Here is a 21,064-nt window from a genome sequence, read left to right on the forward strand (position 1 = left end):
CAATAGGCACAATAACTTAATAACGAATAACTTAATAACCCAATAACAAATAACCAAATAATGAATAACTTAATAACCCAATAACAAATAACTTAATAACTAATAACTCAATAACCCAGTAACTAATAACCAATAACTTAATAACCAAATAACCATCCCCCGATTGCTTAATCAAAAAAAATGCTTTAATTTAAGCGAGGTGAAACTAAGCGAATTTTTAAACGATTTATTTAGCCGGGGCGAGGTGATTTTACCCCGGGAAATGGCTCGTTTTGAGGGGGATGACCTGGCGAAATCAACCGGATTGATGATGCAGTTTTACGAGGCCGACCGGCTTGAGATGCCCTTCCCCGCACCCGGTTTTGACGCTGCGGCGGCGCTTTGGGCCGCGCAATACCTGTACCACGCTACCCAGCTGATGATGCTGCGCAACCTGGGTGCCAGCGTGATAGACGAGTACCTGCAGCCTTTTAGCGGCCCGGCCAATGCCGATGCTATTTACTCGGCCGATTTAATTTTACGCCACCTGCCCAGCCTTTTGAGGTTGGGCAGCGGCATTGCGCCCGGCGATGAGCTGGTAAAGCGTTTGCGGCAAACGGCGGCACAGTGGCCCTACTCGTCGGTTGGCTTAAATATTGAACCTGAGGTGGATACCGCCATTATTATGGCCCACCCCTCGCTCAAATACACTTACCTTGACCGTATTATACAGCACGCCGATACGGGCAGGTTAAAGGGCGCGACCGAACGGGCCGCGCTTGATGAAATACTGGGCATGCACCAGCCCCTGCTTTGGCCCGGCCTTGAGCTGCTGGTGCTGCCCGAACAGCTACCCGACTTATGATTACAACTACCGATAAACAATTTTTAACCATTGATAAGCTACAAGCGGTTTTACAGCACCTGAAAGACACCTTTGTAGGCAAAGACGAAATTATCGACCTGATGGGCATTTGCTTAGTTGGGCGCGAAAACCTGTTTTTGCTGGGCCCGCCGGGTACGGCCAAAAGCGCCACCGTGCGCGAGCTGGCCAAATTGCTGGATGGCCAAACGTTTGAGTACCTGCTTACCCGCTTTACCGAGCCCAACGAGCTTTTTGGCCCGTTCGACATTCGTAAACTGCGCGAGGGTGAGCTGGTAACCAATACCGAGGGGATGCTGCCCGAGGCTTCGCTGATATTTTTGGATGAGTTGCTCAACGCCAACAGCGCCATTTTAAACAGCCTGCTGATGGTGCTGAACGAGAAGATTTTTAGGCGCGGGCGCGAAACCCGGCAACTGCCCGCCCTGATGGTGATTGGGGCCAGCAACCATTTGCCGGAGGATGAGGCCCTGCAAGCGTTGTTCGACAGGTTTTTGATCCGCGTGCGCTGCGATAACGTGGAGCCGCAACAACTGAACGCCCTGCTTAACGCGGGCTGGATGCTGGAGCAAAAAACAGGCGCCGAGCGGCCCAGCATCGGTACCGACGAGATACGCCGCCTGCAGCAATATACATCGCTAATTGATTTGCAGACCATCAGGCCGCAGTACATCGAGCTGATACAGCAGTTGCGCAACGCGGGTTTGCAGGTATCCGACAGGCGCGCCGTAAAGCTGCAAAGGCTCATTGCGGCCAGCGCGCTCATCTGCAAGCGGCAAACGGCCATCCCCTCGGATTTATGGGTGCTGCGCCACATTTGGGATACCGAGGAGCAGCGCGAAGTGATTAGCAATATTGTGAACACCGTGGTAGATATGGCCGCCGACGATGCCGGCCGCCATCCCCGCGCACTGCTTAACGCCCTGCCCGATGCCGACGAGATTTACAGCGAAGTACAAAAGCTCAGCCTACAATGGGCCGAGCCGGAAACTACGCTGGCCGAACGATCGTTGATTAAAGACCGCCTGTCGCACCTGAACAGCCGCTGCGACTGGATTGGCAACGAGGAACAGCGCAAATATGTGCAGGCGCCCATTGATGAGCTTTGGAAGCAGATAGTGCACACCGCATGAAAGAAAAACTGATAGTGCTCGAAGAGCGATATCGCCCTGCCCTGGGCGCGCTGCGCGGCATAAGCGGACTACAGGCCGCCGCCGATGGCAAGCAGATTTGGCTGCGCGGCCTTGCCGCCGCAGGCTCGCCGGATAAGCTAACGGCCTCGATCCCGGTTTTGCGCTGGTATATGATGGACCAACAGGAACTGCTTTTTTTATTCGGAGCACAAACGCCGGTTGGTAAACTACCAACATTAAACTGGCAGCCCCTGATGGCTTTTATACCGGTTGAGCTGCCGGTATCGGCCATGCCGGGCACGGTTAAAAGCAAAATGGCGCTAACGCTATCGCGATCAGCACAGGTTATGGAGCCCCACGCCCTGGTAACCGGACTGCCCGGGTGGAAGGCTTATGCCGAAACCGCCCCCGGCGTAAGGCTGGCACAGCTACAGTTCGCGGTATCGGCAAAGGGGCAGGTGCTTATTATGGGCAAGCCGCTGCCAGCCATAGCCGGGCAGCCCTATTGGCTAAACCGGCAAATGCTGCTGCCCACCGGTTTTGATTTTAACCCGCCCGCCATTGCCGCCCTGCTTAACCCCGAAGCCGCCGAACCAGAATTTTTAATGCTGTTTGACAGCGACGGACAATGGGAAGAAGTGCCCCTATCGGCCTTTAAACCGGCCAGGCGCAGCGCGGTGAGGCTGAGTTAGTGTTTTAGTCCATGGCTTTTTAGTCCATAGTCGATAGTCCATGGTCCATGGCAATAGTTTTGTTAGTCCATGGTCGATAGTCCATGGTCCATGGCAATAGTTTTTTTGTCGATGGTCCATGGTGTATGGCTGATGTTCATGGCATGGCCACTGTTAACTATAATGGCTATGACGTTCTTTATGGGTACTAAAAATTCGATTTGTAAATGATAGGATAAACCAAGATTTGGCTAATAATATTTTTCGTTAAATTTCAATACTGTTTTAAGATCTCATTTTTAAAGTAAATAATTAATTAGCAACATGCTATGTATTCTTAAGTACCCGATCCGGCCAACCGAAAAAAAACACGAATGACGTTTGAACCTAATGGAGATTACCCAGCGCAGATAGGAAAAGTGCGCAAAGGCCCCGACTGCACGCCGGGCCGGGAGCTGGCCTGTGGGTGGAAGGATCGGGCAGTCCAAAGCCCCCTCTAAAAGCCCCCTCTAAATCTCCCCCGGTAGGGGAGACTTTTTAAGCCCTCCCTACCGGGGAGGGTTGGGTGGGGCTTCTTCCCGCGGCGATTGAGCGTGCCGATGTTCTAAATTAAGAATACTGATTATTAACGCAGTAATAAACGTATTGATAATCAAAAATTAACGAAAAAAAAAGATGGAAACAACTTAAAACACGATCCACCTATGAACTACCAAAAAGATACCATGGACTATGGACCATGGACTATGGACTAAAAAACTATGGACTAAAAAACACCATCGACTATAACAAAATATGAAAAACCAAACCCTCCAATACTTCCAACCGCCTGAGCATTACTTTTGGCGTTGGGCCGAAAACGGCAACGTGCTGGAGTTTAAAAACGGCAGCACCATTGCTTACCGCGAAGATTTTGTTTTTATACTGAAGGCTTTATCGCTTCCGGCGGATATCCACGCGGGTACTATCCTGCTGTTGCTTTGCGCCTGCAAGGAAGATTTTGATAACCTGTTTCAGCTGCAAGGCACACTGCACCAGTTAAGCCTTAATACCGGGTTTGAGGCCCCCGAATATAAATTAGCTGCCGGTTTAACCCACAAAGCCTTTGCCTTTTTAAAACTGGTGAATAACCTGCCTATGGTGTATCGCTCGGGCACCAAGCGGATAGCGCTGTGCCAGGCGGTGCTGGAGCATGGCAGCCAAACCGACTGGAACCACACCCACGCCATGTTACAGTTGTTTAACAGTGGGGAGTTGGATCATTTGATTTTTAACGAATACCGCAAGTTTGATTTTGCCGATCTTTGGTCGGATTTAAATCCGCTGGTGATGGCCCTGGAGCAGTTTCCGGATGTGGAGGCGCTTGAGCTGAAGCTGCGCACCGGCATCAACGCCCTACCCGCCCCGGCCAAAATAGCATTACCCGCCCCTGAACCGGAGCAGGACGACTTGATGGGCCAGCTAACTGCCGACGCGAACACCGCGGGCATCGCCTGGCTGGCGCGAAAAGTGATGGCGGCGCTCAACATCCCCATGCATTTGAGCGGCAGTAGTGATCAGTCGGTCGGCGGCGTATCTGATATCAGCAACCGTGGTCATTTCGACAAGCTGTTATTAAGCGAGCTCGCCCAGGACGATTTATTGCTCACCGCCCGCTTAGCCCATAACGAAGCCCTGTTTTTGCAGCGCGAACAATTACCCGCCAACCAGCAGCAGCAATGGAACGTATTGCTGGATACCACCTTAAAAATGTGGGGCCTGCCCCGTGTTTTTGGGCTGGCAACCGCCCTGGCCTTTAGCCAAAGTAAAAAGCAGGGCCATATGCAGGCCTGGGCTCTGGGCGGCAAGCAAACCAGCGCGATGGATCTGGCTACCAAGGGCGGCATCATCCACACACTCGAACAGTTGGACGCTGCCCTGCATTGCGGCCGACAGCTGCACCAACTGCTTAGCACGCAAAAGGATAAAAACCAAAAATATATTTTAATTACCGGGGAAGGTTACCGCGAGGATGCCGCTTTTATGACAGCCTTTTTACAGGTGCGAGACCGGCTGGATTACCTGGCCGAGGTTAGCCGCACCGGCCATATTGCCCTTTACCACCTTACCGGTAAAAGGCACAAGCTGGTTAACCAGGCCTTAATTAACCTTAACGAAGTTTTATTTACCAGTTATAAGTCCATCAGCAAAAAAAACAAAGGGACTGGCTTGCCCGCCATGCTGGCTGCTGATCATTTCCCGCTGTTGTTCCCGGCTTCAAAAATCAAACTGAAGCATGGCAATACCTTTAAGCTGAGCAACAACCGGGTGGTGATGATTACCCGCGATAACCGGGTGCTGTACTGGACAGATAAAGGCAAAGGCGCCATAGAGCTTGTTGATGTAATTAGCAACGGCAGCTATTACTGCGGCGAAAACGGCACCTACCTGTTTATCCTGGTGAGTCAGTTTAAGTGCATCGAAATTTACCAGGTTGATACCAACAACTGCAACACCATGATACACCAAACGGAAGATGTGTATGCAACAGAGGTACGCTACGTGGATAACCTGTTTTATATTAAAACCAGAACCGATGTAATAACCATCGACCCGATGACGGGCCGACGCCTGCCGGGCAGCCTGGACGCAGACGTGTTTAAGCAACCGCCCGTTATGCTGGAATTCGAGATATTAAACCACATTAAAAAAATAATTAATAACGGCTATTGTGTAATTAACTCGGCCAAAAGCATTTACCTGCATACTGGCGGGCGGCTGTTTATTGATAGCCACGGGCTTGAAGTTAAAAGCGGCAACTACCTATTTTTAACCGAAAACAAACTGGCCGCCATTGAGTGGACCAAGCCCGTTGGGCAAGAAAACATGGTGGTTGAGCACCTGCCTAATTTAAAATTCACCAAATTTACCTGGCCAAACGGCAGCCAAATGGTTTTAGATTCGCGCGGTTTACTTCACTTAAAAAGCGCCGATAGCAGCCTAACCGAACTAAGCCTGCTGCTGGTACTTGATAAACCTACCGCCTGCTGGGCAGCCGATGGCACGGTATGCGGCTCGCCTTATTTTTTGGGGCCGGGCGCAACCACGGTGTTGCCGCCGGGTCAGTTTTATCAACAATACATTCAACCCTTTATTGATGCGCTAAAGTAATATGCAACTGCAATTAAAATATACAGAAAACACAAACCAGCCTGTAACCGGGGCATTTGTACCGGGCCACACGCCCCAGGAGTGGTTTACGCAGATGAATGTTTGGCAAACCGATTTGCAAAGCCTGCAATGCTTTATAATGCCGCAAAGCATCGGCGTTAACGCTGCTGCAGGTTTATTTGTGCGGTTTGCCGCCGGGCAGGTGCCGCCAGCGCAACTTATCCAACATCCGTATACGCAAATTAACCCTAAGCTTTTCATCCCCGTAAGGGCATCACTCCATCCTGTGGTAAGCGCCGCCGAATTAAAAGCCCTGCTGCTGTGGGATGTGCAGGTATTCCATCCAGCAATAGGCCTGGTGGGCTTTGAGCGTACCGACGAGCTCGATTTGGCCTCGCTCATCCAACTGCCTGCGGCCCGGCCCGCCAACTGGGGTTTGGCACATCCTGGTTTACCGGCAGCGCCGCCGCTGCGCTCCATTAGCCTGGAGGCTGATGATAGCGACGATATATTGGATGCCCTTAAGGATGAGGATGTGGGCAGCAAGCCCCTTACCGATATACCTGCCGCCCATGCCCGGCAACCTGGCCGCGGCCGGGTTGTTAGCTGGCTCATCCAACTGGCGCTGTTGATGCTGCCGGGGCTGGCCTTGATAGGTAAATTACTATGGGCCTTGTTTGCTTTTATATTTAAACCCCGGCCCGGCAATACAACCCCGCTTGCCAAATGGTTTAAAAAAATAGATCAGCAGATTAGCCAAAAGCTGGATGACCTGATGAAACAGCGCGACAGTGAGTTAAAGCGCCTGATGGATCTGTTTGATAACAATACCGACGAGGCCCTGCAATACGCCATCCCGCTCAATAGCCCCTACCTTAACCGGGGCAAAGGGCCGCAATCGGGCAAGCTTACACGCCGCTCCGTGCAGTTTAACCTGCGTAACCTGGGTGGCGGCCAGGCCGTTGATGGCTGGGATGTGGATGCCTATTCCGTGCAGCTAAGGCAACGCTATATGCAGGCCGCCAACGATGCCATTGCCCGTGGCGATCATAAAAAAGCGGCTTACATTTATGCCCATCTGCTGGGCGATTTTTACTCCGCCGCCAATACCCTGCAACAGGGAAAATATTACCGCGAAGCCGCCGCCCTGTACCGCGACCATTTAAAGAGCGACCGCCAGGCCGCCGAATGCCTTGAAAAAGGCGGACTGCTTACCGAGGCCATCCCCATTTATATCGGCCTTAATCAATTAGAAAAAGCCGGCGACTTGTTTACCGTATTGGGCCAGCAAGACCAGGCCTTTAAATACTACGACCAAACCGTGGCCGAATACACTGCCGGGCACAATTACCAAAAAGCCGCCGCCATTAAGCTTGATAAAATGCAGCAGCAGGATGAGGCCCTCGGCTTATTGCTGCAAGGCTGGCAGCACACCAACGATGCCGAAGGCTGCCTCAAAAAATATTTTGAGCTGCAGCACCAGGCCGATGATAGCCAGCTGCCACAGCAAATAAAACAAGTGTACGCCGCCCAGGTATCCCGCGCTAAAAAAACGCCTTTTTTAACCGTATTGGCCGCCGTTAACCAGCAATACCCCGATGCCCGCCTGCAGCAAACCGCCCTGGGCATTGCCTACGATATTGTTAACCAACAAACCGAACTGGGCGATACCAGCGGCCTAAAGCTGCTGAGCAAATTTATACCCAACGATAGCCTGCTGGCAGCCGATGCCGGGCGCTTTATTAACCAGCACCTAAAAGTGGCGCCGGTAAAACCGCGTGCCATATACCTCGACATCCGGAAGGATATGGTGTGGCTCAGCATGTTAACCTATCACGATCAGCTATTGGGTATTGGCCTTAAGGGCGATGAGCTGCTCCTACTGCGCGCCAATTGGCAAGGCAAGGTAAGCTACCAATATTTAACCAACAAGTGTTCCACCACCTCACTTTGGCTACTGGCCGACCAGGACCTGTCCGACCATGTGTGGATAGCGGGCGAACAGATACCCCAAAACATTGACCAAAAACTGGAAGCCTACTCGTATTTTGAGCGGGAGTTCGGGCTAAAAACACTGGACTGGCTGCCCCGGCAGGCATTAACCTATTGCCTAAACGGCAATAAAGGGATAACTGTGCTTCAGCATGCCCAAGGTTTAACATTTTCTGATTTTAGCATTACCGGTCAGCTCATAGCCAGTCACCCCTGTAATACGCCCACCAGTGAATCGCTCGACCAGCGCGGCTTGAACTTCAGCAATCGGGGCATGGTATGGCGCAATAATCACTTTTATTTATTTACCGGCCAGGTGCTGCTGCGCTATGCGCCCGGCGGCCCGCTGGAAGAACTGGATGTAGCGAGCCCCATTTTACAAATGGACGTAACCGGCCAGCACACCGCGTTAAAAATAGCACTCCGCACCGAAGCCGGCTGCCTAATAGTAACACCCAGCCTAAAAGGAATGAACATATCGAGCACCCTGTTTGCCACCGGTATGCACAGCACCAACATTAAACTGCTCGGCAACAACCGCCTGGCCGTTGCCGAAGGCAACCGTGCCGAAATATTTAACATAACCCACCAAACGCCCGAATCAGAACACAGCATCACCACCGAATACCCAATTAAAGGCATCCTGGCCATCCCCAAACGCAACCACTGCGCCTTTTTAGAAATTAACAACCGGGTGTCGGTGTATGATATGGGGGAATGAGTTTAGGTACGGGGGGTTGGTTGAAAGTTGGAAGGTTGAAAAGTTGGAAGGTTGTAAAGTTGGAAGGTTGTAAAGTTGGAAGGTTGAAAAGTTAGGTTGTTGCGCATTAACAAAAAAGCGGCGGGAAAGCGCGATTCCCCTCTCGAGAGGGGCGGAGGGGTGTGTACTATGCGAGCGATAAGTAATTGCGCAAAGTTCGTCGCGAGTGTACCGCAAGCCTCACTCGTGCAACCAAGCAGTCTATATGCTTAGAGATACATTCACAACGTGTAGCCACGCGTTCAAGAAGCTCCGTTAATCAGAGTTCAGGAGTAAAACCTAAAAAAGTAAATTATGCATTGTTTTGAAAGTAAAGAGATCATTAAGATTTTCTTTGATGAGTTAATTAATTATGATAATGCGGAAGAATTATTTGAAAGATTTGAAGCTAATTTAAATGCGAATCTTATCGAGAAAATTGATGGACCTTATTCAAGAATTTGGATAATCTCCATTCAAGACGTTATATTTAAACTTGTTATTGATGAAGATTATGGAAGTATGCTTGTTGGAGAGAGCGATGAGGCAATTTTTAAGGCAAAGGAAATTTACAGTGAGCTTGAAAAATTCATACATTAATAAACACTACCGCAAGCAACCTCGCTTTGGGATGCAAGTAGCGTTGGGATGTTCTATGCAAGCGACAAGTAATTGCGCAAAAGTTCGTCGCGCGCAGAAACACACCCCCTGCAGCCGCACCGCCTAACCCACCCCCTCTCAAGAGGGGAGTCAACCAAACAGGTTCATAATCAATAAAATAAACGAAAAAAAGCGGAGGGAAAGCGCGATTCCCCTCTCGAGAGGGGCGGAGGGGTGTGTTCTATGCGAGCGATCAAAACGTAGGCTAATCAGTTCGGCGAGAGATTAAACGCACCGCACCCGCACCCGCACTCACCGCCCTGCCATCCGAGAGACCAATCCGGCCAGCCGGAAAAGACAGGGATGACGTTTGAAAAGCATCTTAAACTATGTCATTGAGGAACCCACCGGGCCTCACCCCGGAAAAAACAGAGATGACGTTTGAAACCTGTAGGCTATTTTGCGCGGACAGGAAATGTGCGCAAAGGCCTGACTGCACGCCGGGCCGGGAGCTGGGCCCGTGGGCGGAAGGATCGGGCAGTCTTGATTTTATTCACCTGTGTTTGTTTTTTTTAGATGTTCATGAGCTCCCTCCGGTCGGTTTTTGGTTACTTTTTGTATCAAGACAAAACTGCGTAGCATTCATTCACACCAAAAACAAACAATAGTGAATAACGTAACTAGCCCTTCCCGCGGCGATTGAGCGGGCCGATGATTTAAATTAAGAATACTGATTATCAGAGCAAAACAGACGCACTGATAGTCAATAACTTAAGAAGACGTCATTATAAAGTACGAGGGAACTCCTCCGAGCGATAACTCTACTCCATTAAAAAGCCCTAAAGCATACCTGGCTCGCGCAAAAGTTCCCTCGTACCTCGGGATGACATAGTTTTATAGAGCCGCTAAAAAAGAAACACCAATCAAAAAAATACCCTCAAAAACCACACCATTCATATTATTTAATATTTAAACATAGTTTTCCTACATGGATTTGAACCACAATCTTCCGGACCAAAACCGGACGTGCTACCGTTGCACCATAGGAAATTATAAAAGCACACACCGCAGCCAGCGCCACAAACTTACCGCCCGCTACATGTTGCCAACTCCGCAGTTAAGGCATAATTACGACAAGCAAACACCATACCTCAAACCATCACCACCAGTGGAAATAAAAGGACTTGAACCTTTAACCGACACCGTATAAGGGTGCTACTCTAACCATTGAGCTATATTTCCAGTGTAGGGTAAGCGGGACTCGAACCCACAACCTCATGCTCCCAAAGCAAGTAATCTGCCAATTGATATATTACCCTAAAACAAAAAATCCCCTTAGACGATCTAAGAGGATTTTTTGAAGTTTATATTTTTTTATCAATACATACCCATCACCCCTGATCAATCAGTTGCGGAAATTGGCTTTGTATTTGTATTGTTTTCATGCTGCAATAATACAAATTATATTTAAATAAAAAACATTTTATTAAATATTTTTTATTTAGTGTAGTAAGGTATAAAATCATCGCCTCGGGGTATACTATCCACAGAAACCGGTTCTTGCCTCTCCCTTCCTGCATCTTGTCTCTTATATATAGGGCGTTGCCTCCGGCCCGCGCTATCCGCTTATACTGCGCAAGCCTTAGCCACGGGCCGGTATCCGCTCCTATCGCTAACGCTGCACAACAGGTTAATCATTGGGGAAGTCAATTGAGTTATCAGTTAGAAAGTTTAAAAAGTTGCGGCTTATGCAAAAATACATCCTTTAATAAACAATTCTTAAAAAGTGGCAGCGGCATCTGCTGATAGGGAAATCCATTTGCTAATAATTATAGGCCCACTCGGCAGCAAACCAACCTTGCTTTGCACTGGCAATCAATCCGCAGCAATTTTAGCAGCAATAGCTTATTAATAATTTCCTGTATCTGTATTGTGCTGGCCATGTTCAATATCAAACCTCATCATAAGCAAAAAATCAAGCCTTTATTTTTCACATCCTCAATTTATTTTATATATTTATTACATATAATTAAAAATATAACCTACAAACCAGCAAGTTGCATAATAATTAAAATAATTAATTAATATCATATCAAACCCTAACCAAATTACATTTTATGAAAATCTGTAAATTAATTCAGTATTCCCTATGGGGAATCGTCTTGCCTCTCTGTGTCAAAGCACAAAACACCCCCCGGTTAACTATTGACGAAAAAAAAACGGAGGTAGTCTATCAGAAAAATGCTCCACAAGACATCATTGTATCGGTTGCTAACACCGTTCCTACCGACAGTACGACCGATTCTTATTATTATATTAACGTTGCAAAAATCGGTATTTCAAAAGCATCCTATTCAATAACCCCTAATCCCCAAAAAATCACATTTGGTAAAAACATGCCCGTTAAACGTGATATAAAAGTCACCTTACATGCCGATACAACCGATACCATACCCACTATTTTCAAAATAACGCTGTCGCAACAGCTTAACTCTAAACCGCTCGATAGCTGCTTGGTTATTTATCAACCATCGCCCCGGGCACCTACTACGGTGGAAGCCAAATTGTTAAAATCAAATGCCGACATCCAGGCCGACTTAAGTACTTTAAGAGCTCAGATTTTAAATGGCGACACCACGCAAACCTATATCGGGAAACTGATTATTCAAAAAAATGCCAGCGCTGTATTACCAGGATCGGATGAAGTTAAATCGAAATCGTTATTAGACAGATTACGAAAAGCAAGCCAGACTACATCAAACAACCTAACAACAAACGTGACAATCAATACTGATGCGACAACAAAAGACATGATTGTTAATAAAACAGTTACTACAAAAAAAAACGACACATCAACTGCCGAGAAAAAGGGTACCAGCACCGATAAAACAGAAACCACTCAATACCGCCTCAAGCCCCAAACTATCGATTCTGTTATCGTAACCATCAAGGAAGGTGAAATAGAATTTTTACGGGTGAGGATGTTAGACGGCTCAAATTATGTAAACATAGATGCGCCTATCCAAATACTGGATATTGCCAGCAGATTTGACGACAAATTAACAAACTCGGTAGATGGCAGTTATATTTTTGTTAAAGATGCTGTCGACTTTATTGTTAACCAACGTTTCAACTATTTCCCGTCCGACGGAACTTATTTTTTAACCAATAATGCCAAGCATCCTGTAAAAGAGCTTAAAGTGTACGCCAACGCCGGCTTAAACTCATTTGTTGATTTCAGAGCTTTTACCGACCTTTTTGGCGCCTTAAATAACCAGGCAAATGGCCTTTTACAAATTGAGGCTAAATCTAAAATTTACGTGCATCGAAAAAATATCCGCAATCATTTTATGTATGTTTTTTATGGCTTAGAACCCTATTTTGGCATGAGTAAATTTGACAGCAAATTTGATACAGTAAAGATAGCCGATACCAAAACCGACATCAACCGGATGAACCTATTCCAGAGAAGCTTTTTCAATGTGGGTATCAAACTCAATATTTTCAGGTGGGATTTTCGGCCGGCCAATACCTTATACTTCAACTACGGATATCAATATAACGCAACCAATATTACTTATGTTAATAAAGCAACAAGCAAAACAGATTCGATAACCGGCAGCGGAACCTTCCACACGCAATATTTTGAGTTAGGATTAACCAGTAAACGCCTCAATAATTTCGGATTTGATGGTTCGGCAAAATTTTTATTTCAGCAACTTAACGAAAACAGCCTTTACGCCAATTCCGGATTTAACCGATTGATGAATTTTAACGTTACAACTTATTATTACCCAGGCACCAACCCCAAAAATTGCTTTTTTGTAAGGTTCTCTAATTATTTAAATTTTAGCGAACGAAAGGATGATTTTTACCAATTACAATTTGGCTACAGCCTAAATTTAAAGTTATAAGACTACTTTAGGCTTAAATTAATAATTATCAGGGTGATAAAATACCCTGATAATTATTACTGCTTAATTTTTTAGAACGCCGATCCATGGGCCAAAGGATGATTTTGCCTACGCACCAGACAAATCCCCCAAAAGCTACCAGCTACAACAGCCCCACCACCAACCCTCCCGCTTCTTGTCTCTAACATCCCGCTTCTCGCAGCTTCTAATCCTCCTGCTTCCTGCCTCTAACCTCTTGCTTCTTCCTCCCCCTCCCTTCCAAACAAAATTTGTATTTTTACCCACCCGATCATTTCAATGGAAAATAAACCTATAGCCCGTACCCTGCGTTTGCTCGCCCAACTGATGGAACTGCACGAGGTAAACCCTTTTAAAATCAAATCGATAGCTAATGCCGCTTTTAAGGTAGATAAATTGCCCTTCGCCATTGCCTCCAAACCGCTTGATGAGTTGGAGAAAATTGATGGCATTGGCAAAAGCTTAGCCGCCAAAATTGCCGAGCTGCTCACAACCGGTACCATGATAGAGCTGGACGAGCTACTGGCGGCCACGCCGCCTGGCGTGGTGGAGATGATGGGCATTAAGGGCATCGGCCCCAAAAAGATAGCCGTAATTTGGCACGACCTCAATATCGAGACCGTTGGCGAACTGTTTTATGCCTGTAACGAGAACCGCCTCATCGAGGCCAAGGGCTTCGGTTTAAAAACACAGGAAGAGATCCGGAAGGCCATTGAGTTTAGGATGGCCAGCAACGGCAAGTTCCTGTACTCGCAGGTGGAGCCGTTGGTGGCGGGTTTGCAGGAGCAGTTGCAAAAAATATTGCCCGATGCCGCCATGATGGTGTGTGGCCAGTACCGCAGGCGCTGCGAGATTGTTACCGAGCTTTGCCTGGTGATAGGCAGCGGCGATCCGCAGGAAGACATTGGTGTGTTACAGCAAGAAAACCCCATCCAAAATATCCGCGTGGAGCAAAACACCATGAGCGGCGAAACCGAAAACGGCTTGCTGATCAGCATCGTGCTAACCGATACGGCTGATTTTTATAAAGAAGTATTTATCCAAACCGGGAACCAAGAGCATGTTGATGCCGTATTAAAGCGCATCCATGATACTGATTTTCAGCCCGAAACCGAGGAAGAGATTTACCAGGAGGCGGGCTTGCCTTACATAGAGCCCGAACTGCGCGAAGGGGCCGCCATTATTAAAAAAGCTACCGAGGCTGAATTACCCACGCTGATTGTTTATGACGACCTGCTGGGCACCCTGCACAACCACAGCATCTGGAGCGACGGCGTAAACACGCTGGAAGAAATGGCCCTGTACTGCCGCGATACCCTGCAACTACAGTACCTGGGCATTTGCGACCACAGCAAGAGCGCCTTTTACGCCAAGGGCCTGAGCATTGAAAGGGTATTGCAGCAGCACGAGGAGATTGACCACATCAACAAAAAAACACCGGGCTTCCATATTTTTAAGGGCATAGAATCGGACATATTGAGCGATGGATCGCTGGATTACCCCGACGAGATTTTGCAGCGTTTTGATTTTATTGTTGCATCGGTACACTCCAACCTTAAAATGGCCGAAGAAAAGGCTACCGCCCGCCTGATTAAGGCCATCGAGAACCCTTACACCACCATTTTGGGCCACCCCACCGGTCGTTTATTGCTAAGCCGCAACGGCTACAGTATTGATTATAAAAAGGTGATTGACGCCTGCGCGGCCAACGGCGTGGTAATTGAAATTAATGCCAACCCGCTGCGGCTCGATCTGGACTGGCGCTGGCACCAATACGCTTTAGACCAAGGCGTATGGCTATCCGTTAACCCCGATGCGCACCGTAACGAGGGCTTTTTGGATATGCACTACGGTATTTTAGCGGCCCGCAAAGGCGGCTTGTATAAAGAGCGCTGCCTAAATGCGCTTAGCCTAACCGAGATAGAACAACGCTTTGCATCGCGTAAAGCAAACGCATCCACCATCAGCAACAAATAATTTTGGATAAAGGCTTAAAAATTCTGGTTATCCGCTTTAGCTCCATGGGCGATATTATTTATACCACCCCCATAGTGCGTTGCCTTAAACAGCAGCTGCCCGGCGCTCAAATTCACTTTTTAACCAAACCGGCGTTTAAATATATTTACGATAATAACCCCTATGTTGATGAGCTGCATTTGCTGAAGGGCAGCCTATCCGACACCATTGACGAGATCCGCGCCGGGCAGTTCGATTATATTATTGATCTGCATAACAACCTGCGTACGGCCCTCATCAAGTTAAAAACGGGCATCAAATCATCAACCTATAAAAAGCAAACCGTACGCAAATGGCTATCGTTAAAGTTGCGCCTAAAACTGGTGCCGCCAACGCACCTGGTGGAGCGCTATATGCAAACCGTTAGCTTTTTGGGCGTAAAAAACGATGGTCTGCCTATCGATTATTATATTAAGGCCAACCATACTTTGCAGCAGCTGCTCCCGCCATCGCACCAGCAAAACTACGTGGCCTTTATTATAGGCGCCACACATTTCACCAAGCGCATGCCCAACAGCAAAATCATCAGCATTTGCAGGCAAATCAACCATCCGGTGGTATTACTGGGCGGTAACGATGTAAAGGCTAATGCCGACGAAATTGAAGCCGCCCTGGGACCGCAGGTGTACAACGCCTGCGGCAAAACCAGCTTAGACGAATCGGTATTCCTGGTATCAAAAGCAAAAAAAGTAATTGGCTTTGATACCGGCCTAACCCACATAGCCGAGGCATTTAACGTGCCCATAGCCTCTATCTGGGGCGGCACCGTGCCTGAGCTTTTAGGTGTGCAACCCTACCAGGTAAAGGATGCGCAGGTAATTGGCGTTGAACTGCCCTGCCGCCCCTGCTCCAAATTCGGACTCGAAAAGTGTCCTTTGGGTCATTTTAAATGTATGAATGAAATACCAGAGCAAGAAGTTGCTACTTTTGCAAATAATTTGTAAATAGCGTTTCTAATTAATTTAAAAACAACTACATGAGGAAGCTGTGCTTTTCATCGGTATTTATTATTTTTAGTTTTGCGATAGCATCGGCCCAAAAACTGCAATACGGGTTAAAAGGGGGTTTAGGTTTCGCATCGCAAAGCATCACCAACCCCGATATCCTTTCTACCAATTCATTAACCACGTTTGGCCTGTCGGTCACGGTTGATTATCCCTTAAAACACGAATTTTATGTGCAGGCCGGCGCAGGTATATTGGGCAAAGGCGTAAAAGAATATCAAAATGCGCAAACCAATACCATCACGCTAACCTATCTGGATGTACCCCTAAACCTGCTGCGTAAGTTTAACCTGCCTACGCTGGGTAAAATATATGTGGGCGCAGGCCCGTATCTGTCGGTGGGCTTAAGCGGCAATAATCAAATTGAGGGTGTAAATACCACCACAGGCACAGCCGTAAGGTTTGGCAATTCGGAAGACTTTAAAAAATTAGACTACGGCGCCAACTTTACAACAGGCCTGGAGCTTAACAACCACTTAACGTTTAACATGCGGTATAGCCTTGGGCTAAACAACGTTGCATCCCAATTTCCTATCGACCCTAATACTACCAGCATCAAAAACCGTATCTTTATGATAGGCTTAGGGTTTTGGCTCTGAGCAAAACAGCATCCGGATGAAAAAATTAATGATAGTAAGGCATGCCAAGTCCGACTGGGATAACGCCGGCATAAGCGACTTTGACCGCCCGCTAAACCACCGTGGCTTTAAAAGCGCCTCCGAAATGGCCCAACGCTTACACAAAAAAGGCATCGTACCGCAATACCTGCTCAGCAGCCCCGCGCTGCGGGCCAGAACAACGGCCAGCATTTTTGCCGAAACGCTCAACCTTGCCGGTCCGTCGTACAACCAATCCATTTACGAAGCCAACTACCCGGCGCTGCTCCACATTATCAACAACCTGCCCGATGCTTACCAGTTTGTAGCCCTGTTTGGCCACAACCCCGGCCTGAGCGATTTGCTTTACAACCTTACCGGCCAGATATACGATATGCCCACCTGCGCCATAGCCGTAGTTGATTTTGATATCGACAGCTGGAAAGAAGTGAGTGGTGGCACAGGTAATATATCGTACTATGATTACCCGAAGAATGGGGATTGATTTTTTTGGGGAAGCCAGCCTGCTCCATTAAGATGATGAGTTTGAGGTAGGCTTATCGCTTTAAAAAGGTCGATCGTATCATAAGATATTGATTATCAATGTTTAACTCCCCTCCATTATGTCATCCCGACGAAAGGAGGGATCTTTTAAAAGCGGTAAGTATGCATCATATTCGGTGCGCTGATGATCAATGTGCTCTGTTTGCTCCAATAATCAGTATTTATAATTTACAACATCGGCACGCTCAATCGCCGAGTGCAGAAGCCCAACCCAACCCTCCCCGGTAGGGAGGGCTTAAAAAGTCTCCCCTACCGGGGGAGATTTAGAGGGGGCTAATTAACCCGGTACGTTTTCCCCGGCAACGAATTCACAAAGCCCTGCATCTCCAGGTTCAACAAGTTCATGGCCAGTTGGCTTAGCGGCAGGTTGGTTTTTATCGCCAGATCGTCAATACCTAACTGACCGGCATTTTGGCGGATGGTTTCGAAAATTAAACTTTCGTTGGGCGATAGGTCAATCGGCAGCATCAGCTGGGCCTGCGGCTTTACCTCGCCGCCGGTTTTCTCCCAGCCCAAAACAAAAGCCAGGTCGGCGCCCGATGTCAGCAGGGCCGCTTTATGATTGCGGATTAAAAAGTTGCAGCCCGTTGAATATTCATCGGTAACCCTGCCGGGGAAGGCAAAAACATCGCGGTTGTACGAATTGGCGATCTCGGCCGTAATCAGCGCGCCACCCTTAATGCCCGCCTCAACAACAATAGTGGCATCGGCCATGCCGGCAACAATGCGGTTCCGCTTCGGAAAGTTTTCCCTGTCGGGTATCGTGTCCGACGGAAATTCGGTTAGCCAGCCGCCCTTGTTCAGCATCTTATCGGCCACCAGGCGGTGCTGGGCCGGGTAAATCCTATCCAGGCCGTGCGCAAAAACACCCACGGTGGGCATATCCATGGCCAGGCACTCTTTATGAGCAGCAATATCAATACCATAGGCCAGTCCGCTGGCAACCAGCACGCCGTAAGGCTTTAAATCCTCAATCAAATCGTGGCAAAGCTGCTTGCCGTAGTCGGTGGCCTGGCGGGTACCCACCACGTTCACCACCCGGGCCTGGTTTAAATCGGCATTACCCTTATAATAAAGTAAAGCAGGCGAGTCGCTACAGTTTTTCAACCTTTTGGGGTAAGCAGCATCCCCATAAAAAAGCACTTTAATATCGTTCCGCTCAATAAACTCCAGCTCCTTTTGGGCCCGTTTAAGAGGTTCGGTAAAATCAAGCCCTTTAATAAAGCTGGGGCCAATGCCGGGTATGTGCAACAACTTTTCGGGCGAAGCCTCAAAAACCGCTTCGGCGCTGCCGCAATAACTCACTAAAACTTTAGCTAAATGGTCGCCCACGTTTTTGGTAAAAGTTAAGGCAATCTGGTGGAGTGTCGACATAAGGTTAGCCCGCTAAAGTATAAAATATTGCGCTCGGCGGCAAACTATTTGATAAAAATGGCAGTGATTATATTATTATATTAGCACATCCTTTACCTATCATGATCAAACTAAAAAAATCAGCAAAAAACATCAGGCTATGGCCTTTTTGGCTTGTGTTACTCTACAGTCTGCCTATATCAAGCCTTGCCAATACCGTTAACAACCGCGGATTTAACGGCGATACCACACACGATGAAATTTTTATGCTGGCCGAGCAGCCGCCAACTTTTCCGGGTGGCAACGAAGAATTAAATAAATTTTTAAGCAACAATCTTAAATATCCCGAATTAGCCGTAAAAAACAATATTAAGGGCCGTGTATATGCACAATTTGTGGTAGAAAAAGACGGCAGCCTTTCCAACTTTAAGGCAGTAAACGATCCCGGTAGCGGCCTGGCCGAAGAGGCTTTAAGGGTATTAAAACTATCGCCAAAATGGAATGCCGGCATGCAAAACGGAAAAGTGGTAAGGGTACAATATACCGTACCGGTACGCTTCGCGTTAAATAATCCGCCGCCTGCCAAAGAGGGTCCTGCACCACAAGATACGTTAAACAACGAGGTAATATTTACCGCTGTACAAGTTAATCCCAGTTTTCCGGGCGGCGAAGAGGCCTTCGGCAAATTTTTACGTGAAAATATACGCTATCCAAGCAAAGCGAAAATAAACAACACTACCGGCCGGACATTTACACAATTTGTAGTAGAGCCGGATGGCAGCCTAACCAATTTTAAAACATTACGCGACCCCGGAAACGGCCTGGGCGAGGAAGCCTTAAGGGTATTGAAATTATGCCCAAAATGGATTCCGGGTACGCAAAATGGCAAAGCGGTGAGGGTACTATATACGGTACCTATCAATTTTTCTTTAGCCAGATAAGTATATACAATCATATCAGGTTTGCTTAAGCATTATCCTCATGCCTGGCTACAAGGCTGGCGTGAGGCTTTTAGTGGCCAGGCAGCCTATTGCTCACAGTTAGGCCATCAGGTTTTTACACACAAACACGGTGCTAAGGTTTATAGTGCGTAAGTAAATCAGGGTGTTTCCCTCCTCCGTCGGGCCGGGCTATACGCTTATACTGCGCAAGCCTTAGCCACAGGCCGGTATCCGCTGCTATCCCTAACACGGGCAGTTTTTGATACGCTGGATGAGTTTGCAGCATATCAAAAATACCCGGCACAGGCCATGCCGCACGTCCTTTGACAGGCTTATAATGGCAGCTTTTGCGCACAAAAAAAGGGGTGTCATGCTGAGCCTGTCGAAGCACGGTGCGCTGGGCCTCTGCAAGCGATAAGTATGCAGCATACCAAGCTACGTTACCAATCACTCGCAAAAGGCATCGTAGTACAGAGCTGCTCTGCTGGTTCGCCCTGTATAGCTTAGAGATTGCTTCGTCGTTCCTCTCCTCGCAATGACGATGGAGAAGAAGCCGATTATTAAAGCTGGCTCGTCCAACCGGAAAAAAACAGGGATGACGTTTGAATCTTGTAGATTGTTAGGTGCAGAAAGAAAGTGTGCAAAAGCCTGACTGCACGCCGGGCCGGATGTTGGCCTTTGGGCTGAAGGATCGGGCAGTCCAAAGCCCCCTCTAAACCGCGTAGCGCTCATGCACACCAAAAAACAAACCAAGGTGCATAATCTCACCCGGTAGGGGAGACTTTTTAAGCCCTCCCTACCGGGGAGGGTTGGGTCGGGCTTCTTCCCGCGGCGTTTGAGCGGGCCGATGTTCTCAATTAAGAATACTGATTATTGGAGTAATAATACGTTCTGATAATCAGAAACTTAACTGGATGTCATTATAAGCCTGTCGAAGCACGGTGTGGTGGCCTCTGCAAGCGATAAGTATGCAACATACCAAGCAGCGTATACCAATCACTCGTAACAAAGCAATGTGCAGGTCCGCATCAAAAACACCCCATACGGGGCCATGCCGCACGTCCTTCGACAGGCTCAGGATGACCGCCTTTGCGCACAAAAAAGGGGATGTCAGAATGCCCTTCGAGAGGCTCAGAATGGCAGCTTTTGCGCACAAAAAAAGGGGTGTCATTATAAGCCTGTCGAAGCACGGTGCGGTGGCCTCTGCAAGCGATAAGTATGCAGCATACCAAGCTACGTTACCAATCACTCGCAAAAGGCATCGTAGTACAAAGCTGCTCTGCTGGTTCGCCCTGTATAGCTTAGAGATTGCTTCGTCGTTCCTCTCCTCGCAATGACGATGGAGAAGAAGCCGATTATTAACAAACTTAACTTGCTTTCCGAATGTCATTCCGAGTAGTCGACATGCCTCCGTGCGATTGCTTCGTTCCTCAATGACATAGTTTAAGATGCTTTTCAAACGTCATCTCCATTTTTTTCGGCTGGCCGGTGGGATACTCAACATGACATAC

At 48.0% G+C, this 21,064-nt stretch carries 14 protein-coding genes and 2 tRNA genes; 12 read left to right on the forward strand and 4 right to left on the reverse strand.

Annotation, left to right across the window (positions count from 1 at the left end; translation table 11 throughout):
* Window positions 1-199: 199 nt before the first annotated feature.
* The 6 genes from MUCPA_RS01850 to MUCPA_RS01875 all read left to right on the forward strand — a co-directional run bounded on the left by MUCPA_RS01850 (window position 200) and on the right by MUCPA_RS01875 (window position 9,147).
* Window positions 200-844 (forward strand): hypothetical protein, encoded by a 645-nt coding sequence (locus MUCPA_RS01850; protein ID WP_157543790.1) that lies wholly within the window; start codon window positions 200-202, stop codon window positions 842-844.
* Window positions 841-1,995 carry an AAA family ATPase gene (locus MUCPA_RS01855; protein ID WP_008504117.1) on the forward strand — a complete coding sequence of 385 codons (1,155 nt, stop codon included), beginning with the start codon at window positions 841-843 and terminating at the stop codon, window positions 1,993-1,995. Before MUCPA_RS01850 ends, MUCPA_RS01855 begins: the two co-directional genes overlap by 4 nt.
* Entirely contained in the window at window positions 1,992-2,687 is a 696-nt protein-coding gene (locus tag MUCPA_RS01860; RefSeq protein ID WP_008504118.1) for a hypothetical protein, read from the forward strand. Before MUCPA_RS01855 ends, MUCPA_RS01860 begins: the two co-directional genes overlap by 4 nt.
* A 774-nt stretch (window positions 2,688-3,461) precedes the next feature.
* Window positions 3,462-5,816: a hypothetical protein gene (locus MUCPA_RS01865; RefSeq protein ID WP_008504119.1), complete on the forward strand. Its 2,355-nt coding sequence runs from the start codon at window positions 3,462-3,464 to the stop codon at window positions 5,814-5,816.
* A 1-nt stretch (window position 5,817) separates the two neighbouring features.
* Window positions 5,818-8,529, forward strand: a complete 2,712-nt coding sequence (locus MUCPA_RS01870; RefSeq protein ID WP_008504120.1) for a hypothetical protein — start codon at window positions 5,818-5,820, stop codon at window positions 8,527-8,529.
* 333 nt (window positions 8,530-8,862) lie between these two features.
* On the forward strand, window positions 8,863-9,147 hold the full coding sequence (locus tag MUCPA_RS01875) for a hypothetical protein (RefSeq protein ID WP_008504121.1): 285 nt from the start codon (window positions 8,863-8,865) through the stop codon (window positions 9,145-9,147).
* A gap of 1,169 nt (window positions 9,148-10,316) precedes the next feature.
* On the opposite strand, the gene MUCPA_RS01890 is transcribed toward MUCPA_RS01875, so the two are convergent.
* Both MUCPA_RS01890 and MUCPA_RS01895 read right to left on the reverse strand, forming a co-directional pair.
* A tRNA-Ile gene (locus MUCPA_RS01890) sits at window positions 10,317-10,389 on the reverse strand.
* A 4-nt stretch (window positions 10,390-10,393) separates the two neighbouring features.
* Window positions 10,394-10,466: transfer RNA gene (locus MUCPA_RS01895), tRNA-Pro, on the reverse strand.
* Window positions 10,467-11,264: 798 nt separating this feature from the next.
* Here MUCPA_RS01895 and MUCPA_RS01900 point away from each other — a divergent pair.
* The 5 genes from MUCPA_RS01900 (at window position 11,265) to MUCPA_RS01920 (ending at window position 17,200) form a co-directional block, all read left to right on the forward strand.
* Window positions 11,265-13,061, forward strand: a complete 1,797-nt coding sequence (locus tag MUCPA_RS01900) for a hypothetical protein (RefSeq protein ID WP_008504122.1) — start codon at window positions 11,265-11,267, stop codon at window positions 13,059-13,061.
* A gap of 297 nt (window positions 13,062-13,358) precedes the next feature.
* On the forward strand, window positions 13,359-15,056 hold the full coding sequence (locus MUCPA_RS01905; protein ID WP_008504123.1) for a DNA polymerase/3'-5' exonuclease PolX: 1,698 nt from the start codon (window positions 13,359-13,361) through the stop codon (window positions 15,054-15,056).
* 2 nt (window positions 15,057-15,058) lie between these two features.
* Window positions 15,059-16,039 carry a glycosyltransferase family 9 protein gene (locus tag MUCPA_RS01910; protein ID WP_008504124.1) on the forward strand — a complete coding sequence of 327 codons (981 nt, stop codon included), beginning with the start codon at window positions 15,059-15,061 and terminating at the stop codon, window positions 16,037-16,039.
* Between the two features lie 32 nt (window positions 16,040-16,071).
* Window positions 16,072-16,698 carry a porin family protein gene (locus MUCPA_RS01915; RefSeq protein WP_008504125.1) on the forward strand — a complete coding sequence of 209 codons (627 nt, stop codon included), beginning with the start codon at window positions 16,072-16,074 and terminating at the stop codon, window positions 16,696-16,698.
* Window positions 16,699-16,714: 16 nt separating this feature from the next.
* Complete coding sequence (locus MUCPA_RS01920) at window positions 16,715-17,200, forward strand: SixA phosphatase family protein (RefSeq protein ID WP_040625619.1); 486 nt, start codon at window positions 16,715-16,717, stop codon at window positions 17,198-17,200.
* A 332-nt stretch (window positions 17,201-17,532) separates the two neighbouring features.
* Here MUCPA_RS01920 and dprA read toward each other — a convergent pair whose 3' ends face one another.
* The gene (gene dprA / locus MUCPA_RS01925) at window positions 17,533-18,633 is read right to left on the reverse strand and encodes a DNA-processing protein DprA (RefSeq protein WP_008504127.1); all 1,101 of its coding nucleotides are present in this window, start codon (window positions 18,631-18,633) and stop codon (window positions 17,533-17,535) included.
* Between the two features lie 101 nt (window positions 18,634-18,734).
* On the opposite strand from dprA, the gene MUCPA_RS38750 reads away from it, so the two are divergent.
* Window positions 18,735-19,553 carry an energy transducer TonB gene (locus MUCPA_RS38750; protein ID WP_008504128.1) on the forward strand — a complete coding sequence of 273 codons (819 nt, stop codon included), beginning with the start codon at window positions 18,735-18,737 and terminating at the stop codon, window positions 19,551-19,553.
* A gap of 133 nt (window positions 19,554-19,686) precedes the next feature.
* On the opposite strand, the gene MUCPA_RS01935 is transcribed toward MUCPA_RS38750, so the two are convergent.
* Complete coding sequence (locus MUCPA_RS01935) at window positions 19,687-19,908, reverse strand: hypothetical protein (protein ID WP_169316145.1); 222 nt, start codon at window positions 19,906-19,908, stop codon at window positions 19,687-19,689.
* Window positions 19,909-21,064 lie beyond the last annotated feature (1,156 nt).

Origin of the sequence: Mucilaginibacter paludis DSM 18603, from assembly GCF_000166195.2 — a bacterium.
Lineage (GTDB): Bacteria > Bacteroidota > Bacteroidia > Sphingobacteriales > Sphingobacteriaceae > Mucilaginibacter > Mucilaginibacter paludis.

Bases quoted from the DNA above. Each gene is read 5' to 3' on its own strand.
- MUCPA_RS01860 (WP_008504118.1), top strand. From the start codon at position 1,992: ATGAAAGAAAAACTGATAGTGCTCGAAGAGCGATATCGCCCTGCCCTG.
- MUCPA_RS38750 (WP_008504128.1), top strand. From the start codon at position 18,735: ATGATCAAACTAAAAAAATCAGCAAAAAACATCAGGCTATGGCCTTTT.
- MUCPA_RS01870 (WP_008504120.1), top strand. From the start codon at position 5,818: ATGCAACTGCAATTAAAATATACAGAAAACACAAACCAGCCTGTAACC.
- MUCPA_RS01920 (WP_040625619.1), top strand. From the start codon at position 16,715: ATGAAAAAATTAATGATAGTAAGGCATGCCAAGTCCGACTGGGATAAC.
- MUCPA_RS01905 (WP_008504123.1), top strand. From the start codon at position 13,359: ATGGAAAATAAACCTATAGCCCGTACCCTGCGTTTGCTCGCCCAACTG.
- MUCPA_RS01915 (WP_008504125.1), top strand. From the start codon at position 16,072: ATGAGGAAGCTGTGCTTTTCATCGGTATTTATTATTTTTAGTTTTGCG.
- dprA (WP_008504127.1), bottom strand. From the start codon at position 18,633: ATGTCGACACTCCACCAGATTGCCTTAACTTTTACCAAAAACGTGGGC.
- MUCPA_RS01900 (WP_008504122.1), top strand. From the start codon at position 11,265: ATGAAAATCTGTAAATTAATTCAGTATTCCCTATGGGGAATCGTCTTG.
- MUCPA_RS01875 (WP_008504121.1), top strand. From the start codon at position 8,863: ATGCATTGTTTTGAAAGTAAAGAGATCATTAAGATTTTCTTTGATGAG.
- MUCPA_RS01865 (WP_008504119.1), top strand. From the start codon at position 3,462: ATGAAAAACCAAACCCTCCAATACTTCCAACCGCCTGAGCATTACTTT.
- MUCPA_RS01855 (WP_008504117.1), top strand. From the start codon at position 841: ATGATTACAACTACCGATAAACAATTTTTAACCATTGATAAGCTACAA.